Source organism: Aurantibacter sp. UH7, from assembly GCF_056839165.1.
In genome coordinates, this window is sequence record NZ_CM166388.1 from 4331786 (window position 1) to 4349601 (window position 17816).

A 17816-nucleotide genomic window follows, 5' to 3' on the forward strand; every position below is an offset into this window, starting at 1 on the left:
ATTTTATTTAGGCATTTTTTTTATAAATTGGGGCGACAAATCAACTTAATTTAAATGGAAGTATTCGAATCAATTTACAATGAAATTATTGGTTTTCTTGGCATCTCACAAGCCTGGGAAATACTACAAGCAGGTGATTATAGTAAATTTAGAACTTATGATGGCATTGTCTCATTAATTTACCCGCTTATACCCTTTCTGGTAATTTTAGAATTAATCTTAGGCTTAATTTATAAAAAGCCCGATACTAAAGTATACAAAGTAAATTTTCTAATTTATATTTTCAATCGATTTATTGGCAGATTCATAGCTATTGCAATGACTACCTTATGTATTGGCCTTTTCCAAAAATATGCTCCCTTTCAAACCGAAATGACCTGGTACTGGTTTATTTACGGGTATATCGTTTGGGAATTTGGGCATTTTCTATACCACTATTGGGGACATAAAGTGCGTCTATTTTGGTGTTTGCATTCCACACATCATGCCCCGGAAAATATGAATCTTTCAGTGACCTATGCACACTTTTTTCTAGAAGCACCATATGCAGATGTTATTCGGACTACGGTTTGTATACTTTTAGGTGTTCAGCCAGAACTGCTTTTTCTAATTATGTTTATTGATGGTACGTATGGCGCATTTATTCATGTTGGCGAGAATCTTATAAAAGATGCGCGTTTTGGACCTTTGAATAAAATTTTGTTAACTCCGTCACACCATCGTGTTCATCATGCAAGAAACCCACTATATATGGATACTAATTTTTGCAATTTATTGAATATATGGGATCATGTTTTTGGCACTTATCAAGAAGAAAAAGACGAAGTGAAAATTGAATATGGTATCACTAGAAAAATGGACTCTGGAAACTTCGTAGATGTCTATTTTGGTGAATTCATTGCGCTTTTTAAAGATGTCATCAACGCTCCTGGTCTAAAAAACAAACTATTTTATATTTTTATGCCCCCAGGATGGCATCATACCGGTGAACATCAAACTTCAAAAATTGTTCGTGCTGCATATTTTCAGCAAGAAGCTATTAAGGAATAAAAACCAACGTGGCCATTACAATACAGTGGTCACTTGCGTAATTTTCGCATAATACATTATAGTCCAAAACTGTCCAGTGTTCGGGCATATTATACAAAATATGGTCAAGTAACACGCTAGGTTTATTAGCTGGCCAATTATTTTTAAGGGCATTCACATGATTCGCTTTGGTAAATTTTGTTTTTAATATTTCTAGCGTATGACTTTCTGCGCCAGCATTTAAATCCCCTACTATTAACGTCGCATAACTCGTATTCCCTAACTTCTCTATAAGGGCATTGGCTTGCATTATGCGATCAGTCTCATTTTTTTGGTGGTCTAAATGAGTTGCCACAAATTGAAATGTATTTCCTTTTTCTGTTTTAACTTTGGCAATTAGTGCAGCTCTAGGCTCTGATTTGTCTAAATGAGGTAATGCAAAATTTTCACTTCCAACAAAAGTGAACTTAGAAAGCACTGCCTCACCATATTCTCCACCATCATAGTACATTGCTCTAGCAAACAAAGAGGTCATTTTAGTACGATACCCAAGCTCGGTTGGTAAATCATACTCTTTAGCACGCTTAGTCTTAAAGTCAACTTCTTGCAAAGCGACCACATGTGGCTTGTACGAATTAATTACGCCTGCAATGGTGTCTAGATTAAAATCGTTTTTTACGGTAGCACCATGTAAAATATTAAAACTCATCACCCGAAGTGTATCAGGCTCGTTTTGTGCTCCACTTTTAATATGGAAGAATAAAGCCACTACTGCTATTGCAATTAGTGGCTTTTTTATTATTTCAAATAAGTATTGTTTAATCATTCTAGATACCTGCAATTTCTTTAATTTCCGAAATTATTCTATCGCCTAAATCATTAGCTTCTTGCTGACTTTTAGCTTCAGTATAGATTCTAATAATAGGTTCTGTATTCGACTTTCTTAAATGCACCCAATTCTCAGCAAAATCAATTTTTACACCATCAATAGTTGAGATATCTTCATTTTTATACTTTTCAGCCATTCCTTTTAAAATAGCATCAACATCCAAGTCGGGTGTCAGTTGAATTTTTTTCTTTCCCATAAAATAGGAAGGATAACTTGCTCGTAATTCGGCTACAGTTCCTCCTTTTTCAGCCATTAGCATTAAAAATAATGCCGTACCCACTAAGGAATCACGTCCATAATGACTTTCTGGGTATATAATACCACCATTTCCTTCACCGCCAATAATAGCTTTATTAGCTTTCATCTTAGTAACTACATTTACTTCACCAACCGCAGAAGCCTCATAAGTACCACCATGTTTTTCGGTAATATCGCGTAAAGCTCTGGAAGAAGACAAGTTAGAAACTGTATTTCCTTTGGTTTTTCCTAACACATAATCAGCACAAGCAACTAAAGTATACTCCTCTCCAAACATTTCTCCATCGTCACTTATAAATGCCAAACGATCCACATCAGGGTCAACAACAATTCCAAAATCAGCCTTTTCTTTTAGCACCAACTCACAAATGTCACCCAAATGTTCTTTTAAAGGTTCTGGGTTATGTGGAAAATGACCTGTTGGATCACAATATAATTTTACAACTTCGACACCCAATTCTTCAAGTAACTTGGGTATAGCAATACCTCCGGTAGAATTAACTCCATCAACAACAACTTTAAACTTCGCTTTTTTAATAGTATCTGCATCTACCAATGGCAAGGCCAATACTTCATCAATATGAATATCGATATAGGCATCATTTTTTAAAATTTCACCTAAATCATCAACTTCCGAAAAGTCAAAATCTTCTTTGTCAGCAATTTCAAGAATTTTTGCTCCTTGTGCCGCATCTAAAAATTCACCTTTCTCATTTAAAAGCTTTAAGGCGTTCCATTGTTTTGGATTATGACTTGCTGTGAGAATAATTCCTCCATCAGCATTTTCAAGAGGCACTGCTATTTCTACTGTAGGTGTCGTAGACAAACCTAAATCAATAACATCTATTCCAAGTCCCACTAAAGTAGAAACCACTAAATTTTGTACCATTTCTCCAGACAAACGCGCATCTCTCCCAATGGCTACTTTTAATTTATTCTTTTTAGAGTATTCTTTTAGCCAAATACCATAAGAAGCTGCAAATTTTACAGCATCTAAGGGTGTTAAGTTATCACCGGGTTTTCCGCCAATTGTTCCTCTAATTCCTGAAATCGATTTTATTAATGTCATAGGTTAATGTGATTTTTTGTGCAAATATACAAGTACCTAGATTATTCCGTCGGAACAAATTTGTAAATTCGACCATATGAATTTTTTAGCCCATATATACCTCTCTTTTGGAGATGACGAAATTAGTATAGGTAATTTTATTGCCGATAGCATTCGAGGAAACAAATACAAGCATTTACCTGAGCGCATTCAGAAGGGTATTATGTTACATCGAAAAATCGATACTTATACCGATTCACACGTTATTCCAAAGATTAGCAGTAAACGATTGCATAAAAATTACAGTCATTATAGTATGGTGATAGTCGATATCTTTTATGATCATTTTTTAGCTAAAAATTGGGCTAAGTATTCAGATGAACCTTTAGAAGTTTTTGCCGACCGATTTTATGACCTTTTAGAAGATAATTTTGAAATATTGCCACATGGTGTGCAGCATATGATGCCGTATATGATTACTGACAATTGGCTTTATAATTATTCGAAAATGGAAGGAATCGGAAGAGTTTTAAACGGTGTTAATAGACGGACCAAAAATAAATCTAAAATGAATTTTGCCATTCTTGATCTTGAAGAACATTATGAAGATTTTGAAAAAGAATTTACAGATTTTTTCGAAGAGCTACGGGTTTACTCGAAACAAAAATTCAATTCACTCTAACTAGCATGAAAGACCAAGATTTTTTATTCATTTCTAAATTTTAAACCTATGAAAAAAACACTCTTGATTTCCTTTGTATTATTACTACTTATAAATTGCCGTAAGGCACCAGTACTACCAACTGGACTTGTAACGAAAAAAGCAATGGTAGTATCTGCGAGAGAAGAAGCTTCAAAAATTGGTTCCGATATTTTAAAACAAGGGGGGAATGCATTTGATGCTATGGTAGCAACAGAATTAGCATTGGCTGTTGCCTATCCCTTTGCAGGAAATTTAGGAGGTGGGGGATTTATGGTCTATAGAAAAGCAGATGGTTCTACAGGTGCTATAGATTATAGAGAGAAAGCGCCACTTGCTGCACATGCTGATATGTATCTCGACAGCTTAGGTAACGTTGTTCCAAAAATGAGCACAGTAGGCGCTACTGCTATTGGCGTACCTGGAACGGTTGCTGGTGTTTTTGAAGTACATAAAAAATTTGGTTCATTACCTTTCGAAACAATATTAGAACCTGTAATAACTTTAGCTGAACGAGGCGTTATTGTTACTGAAAAGCAAGCAAAACGATTAGCAGGTTACCACGAATTAATGATAGAGGTAAATGGAGATAGTTTAGTTTTCCCTACCATTTGTAAAGCAGGAGACACTATAAAATATCAAGCGTTGGCTACTACTTTAAAACGTATTGCAAAAGATGGTCGTGATGGATTTTATAAAGGTGAAACAGCAAAAAAGCTAGCCGCATTTATTCAAGAGAAAGGAGGGTTTGTTACTGAAGAAGATTTAGCAAAATATGAGGCCAAATGGCGAACTCCAGTGACTTTTAATTATCGCGATTTAAAAATTATTTCTATGAGTCCGCCTAGTAGTGGTGGCTTTACCATAAATCAGATTTTTAAGATGATGGAACCTCATGATGTGTCGACTTTTGGGCATAATTCTGAAAAAACCGTCCAATTATTCACAGAAGCTTCGCGAAGAGCATATGCAGATAGAAATTTCTTTTTAGGAGATCCTGACTTTGTAGATATTCCAATGGATGAATTACTAAGTGATACTTATTTGAAAGAAAGAATGGAAAGCTTTTCTTGGGATAAAGCCACAAAATCGGCGGATGTAGCTCATGGCGAAGTTGAAATTGTTGAAAGCATGGAGACCACGCATTATTCAATAGTAGATTCGGAGGGTACGGCTATTTCTGCTACAACAACACTTAATGGAGGTTATGGTTCTAAATTATATTCCAATGAATTAGGTTTCTTTTTAAATAATGAAATGGATGATTTTAGCGCTAAGCCAGGTATCCCTAATATGTTTGGCTTAGTAGGAGCTGAAGCGAATGCTATTGCCCCTGAAAAACGTATGCTAAGTAGTATGACCCCTACTATAGTCGAAAAGGATGGAAAATTATATATGGTAGTTGGCACTCCCGGTGGTTCTACCATTATTACTGCAGTCGCCCAAACCATTCTTAATGTCTACGAATTTGATTTAAGTATGCAAGAGGCCGTAAACGCACCTCGTTTCCACCACCAGTGGTTACCAGATGCTATAATATTTGAACCAGACGGGTTTTCATCTGAACTAAAAAATAATTTAAAAACTAAAGGCTATATCATCAACGAAAAACGCACCCCCATAATTGGTAAAGTTGATGCAATTCGAATTTTAGAAGACGGCAGTTTAGAAGGTGGTGCTGATAAAAGAGGTGATGATACAGCCATAGGATATTAATATTATGAAGTTATTTAAAAGACTATTAAAAATTGCGGGGGCTATATTAGGTGTTATTTTGATAGCCCTTGTAGTTGCATATTTTATTTTTAACAAACCCCTACCCGATTCCAATAATACAGTCGGTGCCGACAAATTAGCAACCCAAATGCTAACTACTATAAACAATGATCTTTATGAAAAAACAAGTTTTTTAGAATGGTCTTTTGCTGGTGGAAAACACAAATATAAATGGGATAAAAAGAATGGAATGGTTTTGGTATCATGGGATGATTACAAAGTAAATCTAAATCTGAATAAACCGTCAAAAAGTACTGCTACAGAAAATGATATAACAGTTCAACCTAATGATTTGGATAATTTAATTAAAACTGCACAAGGTTACTTTAATAATGACTCATTTTGGTTAGTAGCCCCATTTAAAATTTTTGATAATGGAACTACTCGAAGTATTGTTAAATTAGAAGACGGCTCAGAAGCATTAATGGTTACATATTCATCTGGCGGAACAACTCCTGGTGATTCATATCTATGGAAATTGAATGCAAACGGTTTTCCAGAAAGTTATCAAATGTGGGTTAAAATTATTCCAATTGGAGGATTAGAAGCTACCTGGGACGATTGGCAAGTTATGGAAAACGGACTCTTTCTGCCCGCAAGTCATAAGATTGGTAGTATGACTTTAGATATGGGTAATGTTAGAGCCTATAACTAATAACTTGATTTAAATAATTAATATAAATTAAAGTAGCAATGACTATATCAATTCTTCGACGAGGTGAAATCAATGAAAACATTCAAAAACAAGTTGAAGAATTATTCAATGAACTGAACTCGAGTATAAAACAGTTGTCATTAGCAGAAACACTTAAAGACAATGACACAATTGTTTTAGCAATTTGTAAAGAAGGCGATTCCATAATTGCAATGGCCGCAATGGTTACTTACAAAGTAATTTCTGGTCATAAAGGAATGATAGAAGATGTTGTTGTATCAAATAATTATAGAGGCAAAGGTTTGGGGCGAAAATTAATGGAAAAGCTTCTTAAAGAAGCCGAAAAAATGAAATTAAATGAAATTATATTGTTTTCGGGCCATCATAGAACTGCAGCAATAAACTTATATAAAAGTTTAGGATTTCAATTAAAAGACAGCGGATTGTATCGGCTTATTTTGAACTAACTTAACTTGCTTGTTGTTTGTGAATTTGTGTTTTTAATTCTTCCATAGATGCTTGTAATTGTCGCAAAAGGCCAGTTTCTGTTGTAGCATCAACACCAAAGGTTATTTTACTACTTACCTCCCAAATTTCCTGAATTTGAAAAGGTTTAATTTCATAAGGTGGATACGATTCATTCAATGAGACCAAAGTAACATTATTCGATTTAGGTTTACATATAACCTTTTTAACAAGTACTGCATCTTCTAAAACCACAACGTACATTTTATTTGCACTAACATTATCAATACTATCCACGGCCTTGGAAAGCACCCATTCTCCAGGTTTTAAATTAGGTAGCATACTATCTCCTTCCACTTGAAACCCACGATATGATGCATTTCTAAATTCTGGAATAGGCAAATCAAATGCAGGAAGTTCTCGATACCAACTAACATCTTGAATATTTTGCGGATAACCGGCAGCTGCCTTAGCATTAACCAATACAATATTTTCTCTATCTGAAGAATCTACAGTAACCACTTTAGGAATTACACTGGCTTTGGAGGTTTCTAAATATTGTTGGTCGCTTTCACCAAATAACCAGAGTGGATTAATTTTAAACTGTTTTAAAAGTTCAGCAACTACTTTACCAGAAAGTTTTGTACGTCCTCTTTCAATATCAGCTGTTGTACTCGAAATACCCAACAACTTAGCAAATTCGGCTTGTGTATAACCCAATCCTCTTCGAATATCTGTAAATCGTTTAAGCGTTAACTCATTTTCCATAACTAAGAATCTTTAATTACAATTGAGTGAGATAAGCGATTAATTACTAAACCGAGTAATACCATCCAAAAAATAGAAATTTGGAATATTTCCATATGGTTTAATTGAACTAATAAAAACCATTCATAATCAACAACTTGGCTTCGAATAAAGCTATATTATTCACCATTGTACACTACCAAAGATAGTAAATTTGGAATATTTCCAAAATATTTATTGGATTATTTCCATAATTAGGATTATTTCCATAATTTTGGAATAATTACAAATTTCAGCAGTTAAACTATAAAATAATTAGCTATGGAAAATTCGAAGATTTTAATTTATGACGGAAGTTTTAATGGATTTCTAACAGCTGTATATATTGCATTTGAAAGGAATATTACGGTTAGTTACATTCAAAAAAATTCAGATAACCAAAGTGGTCTTTTTATTGAAACTAAAACTATATTCACGAATCTTGAAAAAGCGAAACGTGTATGGCATGGTGTAGAGAAAAAAAGCTCAGCCGCCATTAAGAACATATATTTCGCATATCAAAGTGAAACTCCGGGTGTTGAAATACTATTATTTAAATATCTTAAAAAATTATTTGGGCAACACGAAGCCTTTCCTACCGAATTTTCTAATCCTATTGAAGTTAAAATTCTACAATTGGTTAAAAATGTTACTCGAGAAAAACAACATATAGAGGCTTTTTCTAAATTTATGTCTACTCAAGACCGTATTAATTTTATAAATATCGAACCAGAGTTTGATATTTTACCATTAATTTCTAAACATTACCGTTCTAAATACAATGAAGAACAATGGTTAATTTATGATATAAAACGTAATTATGGAATTTATTACGATTTAGAGAAAGTAGAAATAATTTCACTCGATTTGCAAGAGTTCTATGCTTCTTATAATCATTCTATGGGGACATCAGACGAAGTCGATTTTAGTTATCAGGAGCTATTTGACAATTATTTCAAGAGCATATCTATTCAGTCGTTAATCAATAAAAAATTACTTCAACAACAGAAACCTATCGCAAAACAAGATGATTATATATTAAAAAGAGAAGCGGTTTAGTCTATTGTAGGTTGAAATGCCAGTAAGCTTGGTATTACTTCTCAAAACCATACCTTTGCGGTTTTGCCAAATTAATGACGGAATACGAAGAAAATATTGAGGTAAGAGGCGCACGCGTTCACAACCTCAAGAATATAGATGTTACAATACCACGTGATAAATTAGTAGTTATCACTGGTCTATCGGGTAGTGGGAAATCTTCCTTGGCTTTTGACACCATATATGCTGAAGGCCAAAGGCGTTATATTGAAACTTTCTCAGCGTATGCTAGACAGTTTCTGGGAGGTTTAGAACGACCAGACGTTGACAAAATTGATGGCCTTTCACCAGTAATTGCTATTGAACAAAAAACAACTTCAAAATCACCACGATCTACAGTTGGTACTATTACCGAAATTTATGACTTCTTACGATTGCTCTTTGCTCGTGCTGGTGATGCGCATAGTTACAATACCGGTGAGAAAATGGTTAGTTATAGTGATGAGCAAATAAAAGAGCTCATTATACAAGATTTTGCTGGCAAAAAAATAAACATCCTTTCTCCTATTATTAAATCCAGAAAAGGACATTACCGTGAACTTTTCGAACAAATTGGTAAACAAGGTTTTGTAAAAGTGCGTGTAGATGGCGCTATTATGGATATTGTTAAAGGCATGAAAGTGGATCGCTATAAAACGCATGACATTGAAATTGTTATAGACCGTTTAAAAGTTACCGATAGCGAGGACTTAGATAAGCGACTCTCTGAAACAATAAACACTGCTATGTATAGTGGTGAAAATGTATTAATGGTACTTGAAGAAGGAACAAAAGAGCCCCGTTACTTTAGTAGAGACTTAATGTGCCCAACAACAGGGATCTCTTATCCATCACCCGAACCGAATACATTTTCATTTAATTCTCCAAAAGGAATGTGTCCACATTGCAACGGTTTAGGCCATGTGCATGAGGTGAACGTAGATAAGATTTTTCCAGATAAAAAGTTATCCATTAAATCCGGCGGTATTGCCCCTTTGGGTGATTATAAAGATTCTTGGGCCTTCAGACAGATTGAAACTATTGGGCAACGCTATGGATTTACGCTAACAGATCCTATTTCTTCAATCTCAGATGAGGCTATTCAAATACTACTTTATGGTGGACAAGAGAGTTTTGAAATAGATTCCAAAACATTAGGTGTAAAACGAACTTACAAAATCGATTATGAAGGCATATCAAACTTTATAAAATCGCAGTATGATGAATCGGGATCCACTAGTTTAAAGCGTTGGGCTAAAGACTTTATGAATAAAGAAGTTTGTAGCGAATGTAATGGTGCTCGATTAAAAAAGGCATCTCTTTATTTTAAAATTGCCAATAAAAACATTGCAGACCTAGCACATTTAGATATAGCAGAATTAGCTGTCTTTTTTGAAGAACTAGCTACTAATATTTCTGGCAATCAGAAGAAAATAGCTGAAGAAATAATAAAAGAAATACGAACACGTATTCGTTTCCTATTAGATGTCGGTCTAGATTATCTATCATTAAATAGGAGTTCGAAATCGCTTTCTGGAGGTGAAGCGCAAAGAATACGTCTTGCAACACAAATCGGTTCACAACTGGTTGGAGTACTCTATATTTTAGACGAACCAAGTATTGGGCTCCATCAAAGAGACAATAACAGACTAATACAGTCTTTAGAGGCATTACGAGATATTGGTAACTCAGTAATTGTAGTGGAGCATGATCGAGATATGATTGAACGTGCCGACCATGTAATTGATATTGGACCGAAGGCTGGAAAACATGGTGGTGAAATAATTTCTGAAGGTAAACCTTCTTTATTACCCACTTTTAATACATTAACTGCAGATTATATTACTGGTAAAAAGGAAATTGCGGTACCAAAAGAACGTAGAAAAGGTAACGGGAAAGAAATAAAACTATCTGGTTGTACAGGTAATAATTTAAAAAATATAAGCGCAACATTTCCTTTAGGAAAGATGATTGGCATTACAGGAGTTTCAGGTAGTGGGAAGTCCACTTTTATCAACGAGACCCTCTACCCTATTATGAACGCCCATTATTTCAATGGTGTTAAAAAACCGATGCCTTATAAAAAGATTACTGGTCTTGAACATATTGATAAGGTAATTGATATTAACCAGTCTCCAATAGGCAGAACACCGCGTTCAAATCCTGCAACGTACACTGGCGTATTTAGTGAAATACGTTCTTTATTTACTAAAACTCCAGAGGCCGCCATTAGAGGTTACAAACCAGGTAGGTTTAGTTTTAATGTTAAAGGTGGTCGGTGTGAAACATGTCAAGGTGGAGGATTACGAGTAATAGAAATGAATTTTTTACCTGATGTATATGTAGAATGTGAAACTTGCAATGGCAAACGCTTTAATCGCGAAACATTAGAGATACGATATAAAGGAAAGTCCATTTCAGATGTACTTGAAATGACTATTAATGAAGCGGTAAACTTCTTTGAGAACATACCCAAAATACATAGGAAGCTTAAAACCATTAAAGATGTAGGTTTAGGCTATATTTCACTCGGCCAACAATCTACTACATTATCAGGTGGTGAGGCACAACGTGTAAAACTAGCCACTGAACTGTCAAAACGTGATACTGGGAATACATTTTATATTTTAGATGAACCGACAACAGGACTTCATTTTGAAGATATTAGAGTTTTAATGGAAGTTTTGAACCGTTTGACAGACAAAGGAAATACTGTTTTAGTAATTGAGCACAATATGGATGTAATTAAAATGGTAGATTACATAATTGATATTGGCTATGAAGGGGGTCGTGGCGGAGGAATGATTGTAGCGAAAGGCAGCCCCGAAAAAGTTGCAAAAGACAAGAAAAGTTATACTGCGAAGTTTTTAAAAGAAGAATTATTTCCCAAAAGAACAATTAAATAAGTTTGATAATTATTTAGATTTGATTCTCTTTTCAAGAGAGCAACATAAAATTTTATTAATGAGAAACGATACACATTACAAAGGTTGGAATGAAATTAAAACCAATGATTCTTGGGCCTTATTCAAGATTATGGGTGAATTTGTAAACGGTTATGAGAAAATGAGTGCTATTGGACCATGCGTATCAATCTTTGGTTCAGCACGTTCAAAAGAAGATACTCAATATTACAAATTAGCAGTTAGTATTGCGAAAAAAATAGCCGAAGCGGGTTATGGCGTAATTACTGGTGGTGGACCTGGTATTATGGAAGCGGGAAATAGAGGTGCCCATCTTGCAGGTGGCACATCTGTGGGGTTAAACATTGATCTTCCTTTTGAGCAACATGACAACCCATATATTGATAATGATAAAAGTCTTGATTTTGACTATTTCTTCGTACGAAAAGTGATGTTTGTAAAATATTCACAGGGTTTTGTAGTAATGCCAGGAGGCTTTGGAACTTTAGATGAACTTTTCGAAGCGATAACCTTAATACAAACTCATAAAATTGAAAAGTTCCCTATTATTTTGGTTGGGTCTGAATTTTGGGGTGGATTATTTGATTGGGTAAAAACCACCATGCTGGAAGCGGGCAACATTAGTCCTGAAGATTTAGATCTTATTACTATAGCTGATAATGAACAGGAAGTTGTTGATATAATAGATTCATTCTACAAAGGACATCAACTAAGTCCAAATTTCTAATAAGTATACATTTGAAAAAAGCTGTAAATATCAAAATATTTTTGTGTGTTGTTACCTCCTTTATGGGGTTTAACTGCATGTTTTCACAACACATTAATCAAGTTACGGCCAAATTGAATGGTGATACCAAAACTATAAATATACAGCAAGAGTTTACATACAAAAACAACTCCGACGATACTTTAGAACTACTATATTTTAACGACTGGGCGCACGCATACTCCGATAAAGATACTGGACTAGCCAAACGATTTGCAGAAGAATTCAAAAGAAGCCTTCATTTAGCAAAACAACGTGAGCGGGGTTTTACAGAAATGTTGACCGTAGTTGATGATCAATATCGAGGTATTCGATTAGATCGAACAAGCGAGAAAGATATACTTAAAATGTATCTTAATGAACCGCTGCCTCCGGGAGCCTCGGTAAATGTTTTTATTACCTATAACGTAATTCTACCACAAAATAAATTTACGCCTTATGGTTATGATAGCAAAGGAGGCTATTATTTAAAAGACTGGTACCTCACTCCTGCTGTATATGATGGAAAATGGCACTTGTATTCTAACAAAAATTTGGAAGACTTATATACAGGTGTTACAGAAACCACGATTAATTTAGTATGCCCGAAAGGTCTATATGTAGAATCGAATTATTTGGTATTAGGTAGTACACAATTTCCTAGTGGTCAACAAGTACAGTTGCAAAGCCAAAATCAAAAAAGTGGTGAACTCATATTATCGCCAGTAAAACGGTTTACAACACATGTAAATAGCTTTATGACCGTAACTACGGATATTGAAGCCAAACGTTACGATGAACTCTCACAAGGTTTATCAATAGAAAAAGTTTCAAAGTTTATTGTAGAAAATTTAGGAGAGTATCCACATAAAGATTTACTAGTTAGCGAATTAGAGTATAATAAAAACCCACTCTATGGTATAAACCAATTACCTTCTTTTATAAGACCATACGGAGAGCAATTTCAATATGAAATGAAGTTTCTTAAAACCGCTCTAAATGTCATTCTTAACGAATCGCTTTATCTAAACCCAAGAAAAGAAAAATGGCTATCTGGCGCTATCGCCAATTACTTGATGATAAAGTATGTTGAAGAATTTTACCCCGATCAAAAGTTATTGGGTAAGTTGAGTAAAATATGGGGCGTTCGTAGTTTCCATCTTGCACAAATGGACTTTAATGAACAATACCCTCTTCTCTATATGTTGATGGCTCGAAAAAATATAGATCAACCATTAACAACGCCAAATGATTCCTTATTAAAATTCAATCAAAAAATAGCCAACAATTATAAAGCAGGACTCGGTTTGGCATATTTGGCAAACTATATTGGTGAAGAAAAAGTTGATGAAGGAATTAAGACATTCTTCAAGTATTATAAATTGAACGAAGTCAAGATTATTGATTTTGAATCAATTATGAAAAGGTCTGCAAATACTAATATTGATTGGTTTTTCAATGATTATGTAAGCACCGATGAGCGAATTGATTTTAAAATAAAAAAAGTAATAAAATCACCAGACTCATTAACAGTGACACTTAGAAATAAAACGGGAACAAACGTTCCTATTTCTTTATTTGGTTTAAAAAAAGACTCTGTAGTTTCAAAATATTGGTTCTCAAATATTACTGAAGACAGCACTGTAACCATAGCAAGAAGCAGCGCCGAAAGGTTAGTTCTCAATTATGATCAGAAGATTCCTGAATTCAATCAACGGGATAATTGGAAATCCTTAAAAGGCTTTTTGTCTAGTAATAAGAAATTGAAATTTCAATTTTTAAAAGACGCTGAAGACCCTTACTACAATCAAATATTTTATGTTCCCGTACTAGGTTTTAATATATATGATGGTTGGTCTCCCGGATTACGTATTTACAATAAAACACTTTTAGAAAGACCATTCGTTTATGATTTCTCTCCATCGTATGCCCTGCGTGATAAATCCTTTGTTGGTTCAGGTAGAATATCTTACAAACAATACCATGGTAAGAGCGGACATTATGTAACTAGCTATTCTTTGGGTGGCTCAACATCACATTTTCAAGTGAATTCAAGATACTCCACCATAACACCCTCACTTACACTTGGTTGGCGTCCAAAAAACTTAATGTCCAATAAAAGAAAAATCCTCAACTTAAGGTTTATAAATGTATTTAGAACCATTGATGAAAGTTTGGACGATTTAGATACCAATCCAGATTATAGCGTTATAAATGCACGCTTCTTCAATTCCAACAACGGCATAATCGATTATTCATCTTGGCTAATTGATGCACAGCAGTCCAGCATTTTCACAAAATTATCATTTGAATGGGAATACCGAAAATTATTTCAAAGTAACAGACAATTAAACCTTCGTTTTTTTGCAGGTAAATTTTTAAGGAACAAAATTGATCCTGGTGTAGATTTTTTCAACTTCGCGCTAGACCGTCCAACGGACTATTTATTTGATTATAGTTATTTGGGCAGGTCTGAAAATTCAGGGCTATACAGTCAACAAATAATCATAGCTGAAGGTGGGTTTAAATCATTTCTAGATGAACGATATCGCTTTTCGAACGATTGGATAGCCACAGCAAATGCTAGTGTTAACCTTTGGAGATGGATAGAAGTTTACGGGGACATCGGTTTTGTTAAGAATAGAAATCAAAATGAAAAATTCGTTTATGACTCTGGTATTAGATTAAATTTATTAACCGATTATTTCGAACTATATCTACCCATGTATTCCAATAATGGCTGGGAAGTCTCACAACCTAGTTACGGAGAAAAAATACGTTTTGTAGTTACCCTTAGTCCAAGAACCTTAATTGGTCTGTTTACTAGAAAATGGTTTTAAAAGCATTAAATAATTTATAAGTTTATCATATTCAATTAAATACATTGAAAACCGATATTTTTTGAATGCAAATATTGCAAAGGATTTAACTTTATATAGCACAAATCGCATTGCAAAAAAGTTTTTGTTATGTTACATTTGTAACACATTACGTACAACTTTATGAAGATAACTTCCAAAACAAGCAACGAGATTTCTTTTGATGATTTTAGGGCACAAATCCTGAAAGATTATAAGATTGCATTTTTAAGTAGAACAGTTAGTTTATTAGGAAGAAAAGAAGTCTTAACAGGTAAAGCAAAATTTGGAATTTTTGGTGATGGCAAAGAGTTACCGCAATTAGCAATGGCTCGAAGCTTTAAGAACGGTGATTTTAGAAGTGGATATTATCGTGATCAGACTTTTATGATGGCTTTAGGCCTACTAACACCAAAACAACTTTTTCACTCACTATACGCGACCACTGATATTGAAAAGGAACCTATGAGCGCCGGACGGCAAATGGGTGGTCACTACGTAACGCATAGCTTAAATGCAGATGGTAGTTGGAAAGACTTAACAGCACAAAAAAATAGTAGCGGAGATATCTCATGTACAGCTGGTCAAATGCCAAGATTATTAGGTCTAGCACAAGCATCGAAAGTATATCGACAATTAGACGGTTTAAATTCGAATGGATTTTCAGTAAAAGGTAACGAAATCGCCTGGGGCACTATAGGTAATGCAAGTACTAGTGAAGGAATGTTTTTGGAAACCATTAATGCAGGTGGTGTTTTACAAGTACCAATGGTAATTAGTATTTGGGATGACGAATATGGTATTTCTGTACCCGCTAAATATCATACTACTGGCGAAGACATTTCAAAAATATTAAGTGGATTTCAACGCGATAAAAATAGTAACGGTTACGAACTAATAAAAGTTAATGGTTGGGATTATACAGCATTAATGCATGCCTATGAAGATGCGTCTGATTTGGCTCGTGAAGAACATGTACCTGTTGTAATTCATGTTGTCGAATTAACACAACCACAGGGTCATTCTTCCTCTGGATCTCATGAACGTTATAAAAGTAATGAACGCCTAAATTGGGAGAAGGATAATGATTGTAACAAGCGTTTTAGAGAATGGATTGTAGAATCTAATATAGCTTCTGAAGAAGAACTATTAGTTATTGAAAAAAGCATAAAGCGCGAAGTTAGGGTCGCTAAGAAGGAAGCTTGGACAGAATATTTAGCATCACATAAAGAGCTTAAGAAAGCGCTAATTCAACTGCTTGATTCTGCTGCTATAAAAAGTGGAAATAAAACACACTTAACAAGAATAAAAAATGACCTTATTGCTATTGATGAGCCTATTAAAAAGGATTTAGCAACTAGCTCACGTAAAGCATTGCGCTATCTATTAGGTGATGATTCTTCAGAAAAAATAGCATTACAAAATTGGGTCTCCAAATTTTTAAATGATTCGCAACCCATGTACAGTTCGTCACTTTACAGTGAATTTCCGAACAAAGCCACCAATATTGCCCGAATAAAACCACATTATGTCAAAGGTGCAGAGAAAGTAGATGGACGTGTTATTTTAAGAGACAACTTTGATAAATTATTAGGCAGATATCCTGAAATACTAATATTTGGTGAAGATAGTGGTGCAATTGGTGATGTAAATCAAGGTTTAGAAGGTCTACAAAATAAGTACGGTAAAGTAAGGGTGTCAGATACAGGTATTCGAGAAACTACGATAGTTGGGCAAGGTATAGGCATGGCCTTACGCGGATTAAGACCAATTGCCGAAATTCAATATTTAGATTATATATTTTACGCCTTAGCCACGCTAACAGATGATTTAGCCACTTTACGATACCGAACGTTTGGCAAACAAAAGGCACCATTAATAATTAGAACGAGAGGCCATAGATTAGAAGGAATTTGGCATTCTGGTTCTCCAATGGGTGGTTTAATACATGTATTGCGCGGAATTTATATTTTGTCTCCTAGAAATATGACCCAAGCTGCCGGTTTTTATAATACTTTATTAAAAAGTGATGAGCCTGCTTTGATAATTGAGAGTCTAAATGGATACCGACTTAAGGAACCCATGCCTGACAATCTTGGTGAATTTTGCACGCCAATAGGTGTTGTTGAAACTTTAAAGCAAGGTACAGATATTACACTAGTTTCTTACGGCTCTACTCTTCGTATTGTTCAACAAGCTGCTAAGGAATTAAGTGAAGTCGGAATTGAAGCTGAAGTAATTGACGCGCAAACGCTATTACCTTTTGACATTAATCATGATGTTATAAAAAGCGTTCAAAAAACAAATAGATTGTTGGTAATCGATGAGGATGTTCCAGGCGGATGTTCGGCATATTTAATGCAGGAGATTGTTGAAAAACAAGGAGCGTACAAATTTCTTGATAGTGCACCTCAAACACTATCTGCTAAAGCTCATAGACCAGCATATAGTTCAGATGGTGATTATTTTTCAAAACCCAATGCAGAAGATATTTTTGAAAGAGTTTACGCTATTATGAATGAAACGGACCCAACCAATTATCCAAAATTGCGATAATATTTACTTGTAAAACTTCTATTTACTTCACTTTAAAACTGGTGTTCAAT

13 protein-coding genes are annotated in these 17816 nt (G+C 34.5%); 10 read left to right on the forward strand and 3 right to left on the reverse strand.

The features are described from left to right. Positions 1-54: 54 nt before the first annotated feature. Entirely contained in the window at positions 55-1050 is a 996-nt protein-coding gene (locus UH7x_RS18395) for a sterol desaturase family protein (protein ID WP_482361390.1), read from the forward strand. Here the strand turns inward: UH7x_RS18395 and UH7x_RS18400 are convergent. Both UH7x_RS18400 and glmM read right to left on the reverse strand, forming a co-directional pair. Beyond that, positions 1040-1855, reverse strand: coding sequence for an endonuclease/exonuclease/phosphatase family protein (locus UH7x_RS18400; RefSeq protein WP_482361391.1), 816 nt, complete (start codon positions 1853-1855; stop codon positions 1040-1042). The genes UH7x_RS18395 and UH7x_RS18400 overlap by 11 nt on opposite strands. A gap of 1 nt (position 1856) precedes the next feature. Next, a complete protein-coding gene (glmM, locus tag UH7x_RS18405) occupies positions 1857-3245 on the reverse strand; it encodes a phosphoglucosamine mutase (RefSeq protein ID WP_482361392.1) in 1389 nt (462 codons plus the stop codon). 76 nt (positions 3246-3321) lie between these two features. On the opposite strand from glmM, the gene UH7x_RS18410 reads away from it, so the two are divergent. Genes UH7x_RS18410 through UH7x_RS18425 form a run of 4 tightly spaced genes read left to right on the forward strand, consistent with a single transcriptional unit; the run spans position 3322 to position 6822 of the window. Further along, positions 3322-3906 (forward strand): acyl carrier protein phosphodiesterase, encoded by a 585-nt coding sequence (locus UH7x_RS18410; protein ID WP_482361393.1) that lies wholly within the window; start codon positions 3322-3324, stop codon positions 3904-3906. Between the two features lie 48 nt (positions 3907-3954). Continuing rightward, a complete protein-coding gene (gene ggt, locus UH7x_RS18415) occupies positions 3955-5640 on the forward strand; it encodes a gamma-glutamyltransferase (protein ID WP_482361394.1) in 1686 nt (561 codons plus the stop codon). 4 nt (positions 5641-5644) lie between these two features. After that, a complete protein-coding gene (locus UH7x_RS18420) occupies positions 5645-6355 on the forward strand; it encodes a hypothetical protein (RefSeq protein ID WP_482361395.1) in 711 nt (236 codons plus the stop codon). 38 nt (positions 6356-6393) lie between these two features. Further along, a complete protein-coding gene (locus UH7x_RS18425; protein ID WP_482361396.1) occupies positions 6394-6822 on the forward strand; it encodes a GNAT family N-acetyltransferase in 429 nt (142 codons plus the stop codon). A gap of 1 nt (position 6823) precedes the next feature. Here the strand turns inward: UH7x_RS18425 and UH7x_RS18430 are convergent, their stop codons facing one another. Beyond that, complete coding sequence (locus UH7x_RS18430; protein ID WP_482361397.1) at positions 6824-7588, reverse strand: XRE family transcriptional regulator; 765 nt, start codon at positions 7586-7588, stop codon at positions 6824-6826. A gap of 300 nt (positions 7589-7888) precedes the next feature. Here UH7x_RS18430 and UH7x_RS18435 point away from each other — a divergent pair, with 300 nt between their 5' ends. From UH7x_RS18435 to UH7x_RS18455, 5 genes are all read left to right on the forward strand, one after another. Then, a complete protein-coding gene (locus tag UH7x_RS18435) occupies positions 7889-8665 on the forward strand; it encodes a TIGR03915 family putative DNA repair protein (RefSeq protein ID WP_482361398.1) in 777 nt (258 codons plus the stop codon). Between the two features lie 74 nt (positions 8666-8739). Further along, positions 8740-11589 (forward strand): excinuclease ABC subunit UvrA, encoded by a 2850-nt coding sequence (uvrA, locus tag UH7x_RS18440; RefSeq protein ID WP_482361399.1) that lies wholly within the window; start codon positions 8740-8742, stop codon positions 11587-11589. Positions 11590-11647: 58 nt separating this feature from the next. Next, on the forward strand, positions 11648-12334 hold the full coding sequence (locus UH7x_RS18445) for an LOG family protein (RefSeq protein WP_482361400.1): 687 nt from the start codon (positions 11648-11650) through the stop codon (positions 12332-12334). 77 nt (positions 12335-12411) lie between these two features. After that, positions 12412-15192, forward strand: a complete 2781-nt coding sequence (locus tag UH7x_RS18450; RefSeq protein WP_482361401.1) for a gluzincin family metallopeptidase — start codon at positions 12412-12414, stop codon at positions 15190-15192. A 162-nt stretch (positions 15193-15354) separates the two neighbouring features. Continuing rightward, on the forward strand, positions 15355-17766 hold the full coding sequence (locus UH7x_RS18455) for an alpha-ketoacid dehydrogenase subunit alpha/beta (RefSeq protein WP_482361402.1): 2412 nt from the start codon (positions 15355-15357) through the stop codon (positions 17764-17766). The last annotated feature ends 50 nt before the right edge of the window (positions 17767-17816 follow it).

Coding starts and splice junctions, on each gene's coding strand:
- UH7x_RS18425 (WP_482361396.1), top strand. CDS start 6,394: ATGACTATATCAATTCTTCGACGAGGTGAAATCAATGAAAACATTCAA.
- UH7x_RS18400 (WP_482361391.1), bottom strand. CDS start 1,855: ATGATTAAACAATACTTATTTGAAATAATAAAAAAGCCACTAATTGCA.
- UH7x_RS18420 (WP_482361395.1), top strand. CDS start 5,645: ATGAAGTTATTTAAAAGACTATTAAAAATTGCGGGGGCTATATTAGGT.
- UH7x_RS18445 (WP_482361400.1), top strand. CDS start 11,648: ATGAGAAACGATACACATTACAAAGGTTGGAATGAAATTAAAACCAAT.
- ggt (WP_482361394.1), top strand. CDS start 3,955: ATGAAAAAAACACTCTTGATTTCCTTTGTATTATTACTACTTATAAAT.
- UH7x_RS18455 (WP_482361402.1), top strand. CDS start 15,355: ATGAAGATAACTTCCAAAACAAGCAACGAGATTTCTTTTGATGATTTT.
- uvrA (WP_482361399.1), top strand. CDS start 8,740: ATGACGGAATACGAAGAAAATATTGAGGTAAGAGGCGCACGCGTTCAC.
- UH7x_RS18430 (WP_482361397.1), bottom strand. CDS start 7,588: ATGGAAAATGAGTTAACGCTTAAACGATTTACAGATATTCGAAGAGGA.
- glmM (WP_482361392.1), bottom strand. CDS start 3,245: ATGACATTAATAAAATCGATTTCAGGAATTAGAGGAACAATTGGCGGA.
- UH7x_RS18410 (WP_482361393.1), top strand. CDS start 3,322: ATGAATTTTTTAGCCCATATATACCTCTCTTTTGGAGATGACGAAATT.
- UH7x_RS18395 (WP_482361390.1), top strand. CDS start 55: ATGGAAGTATTCGAATCAATTTACAATGAAATTATTGGTTTTCTTGGC.
- UH7x_RS18450 (WP_482361401.1), top strand. CDS start 12,412: ATGTTTTCACAACACATTAATCAAGTTACGGCCAAATTGAATGGTGAT.
- UH7x_RS18435 (WP_482361398.1), top strand. CDS start 7,889: ATGGAAAATTCGAAGATTTTAATTTATGACGGAAGTTTTAATGGATTT.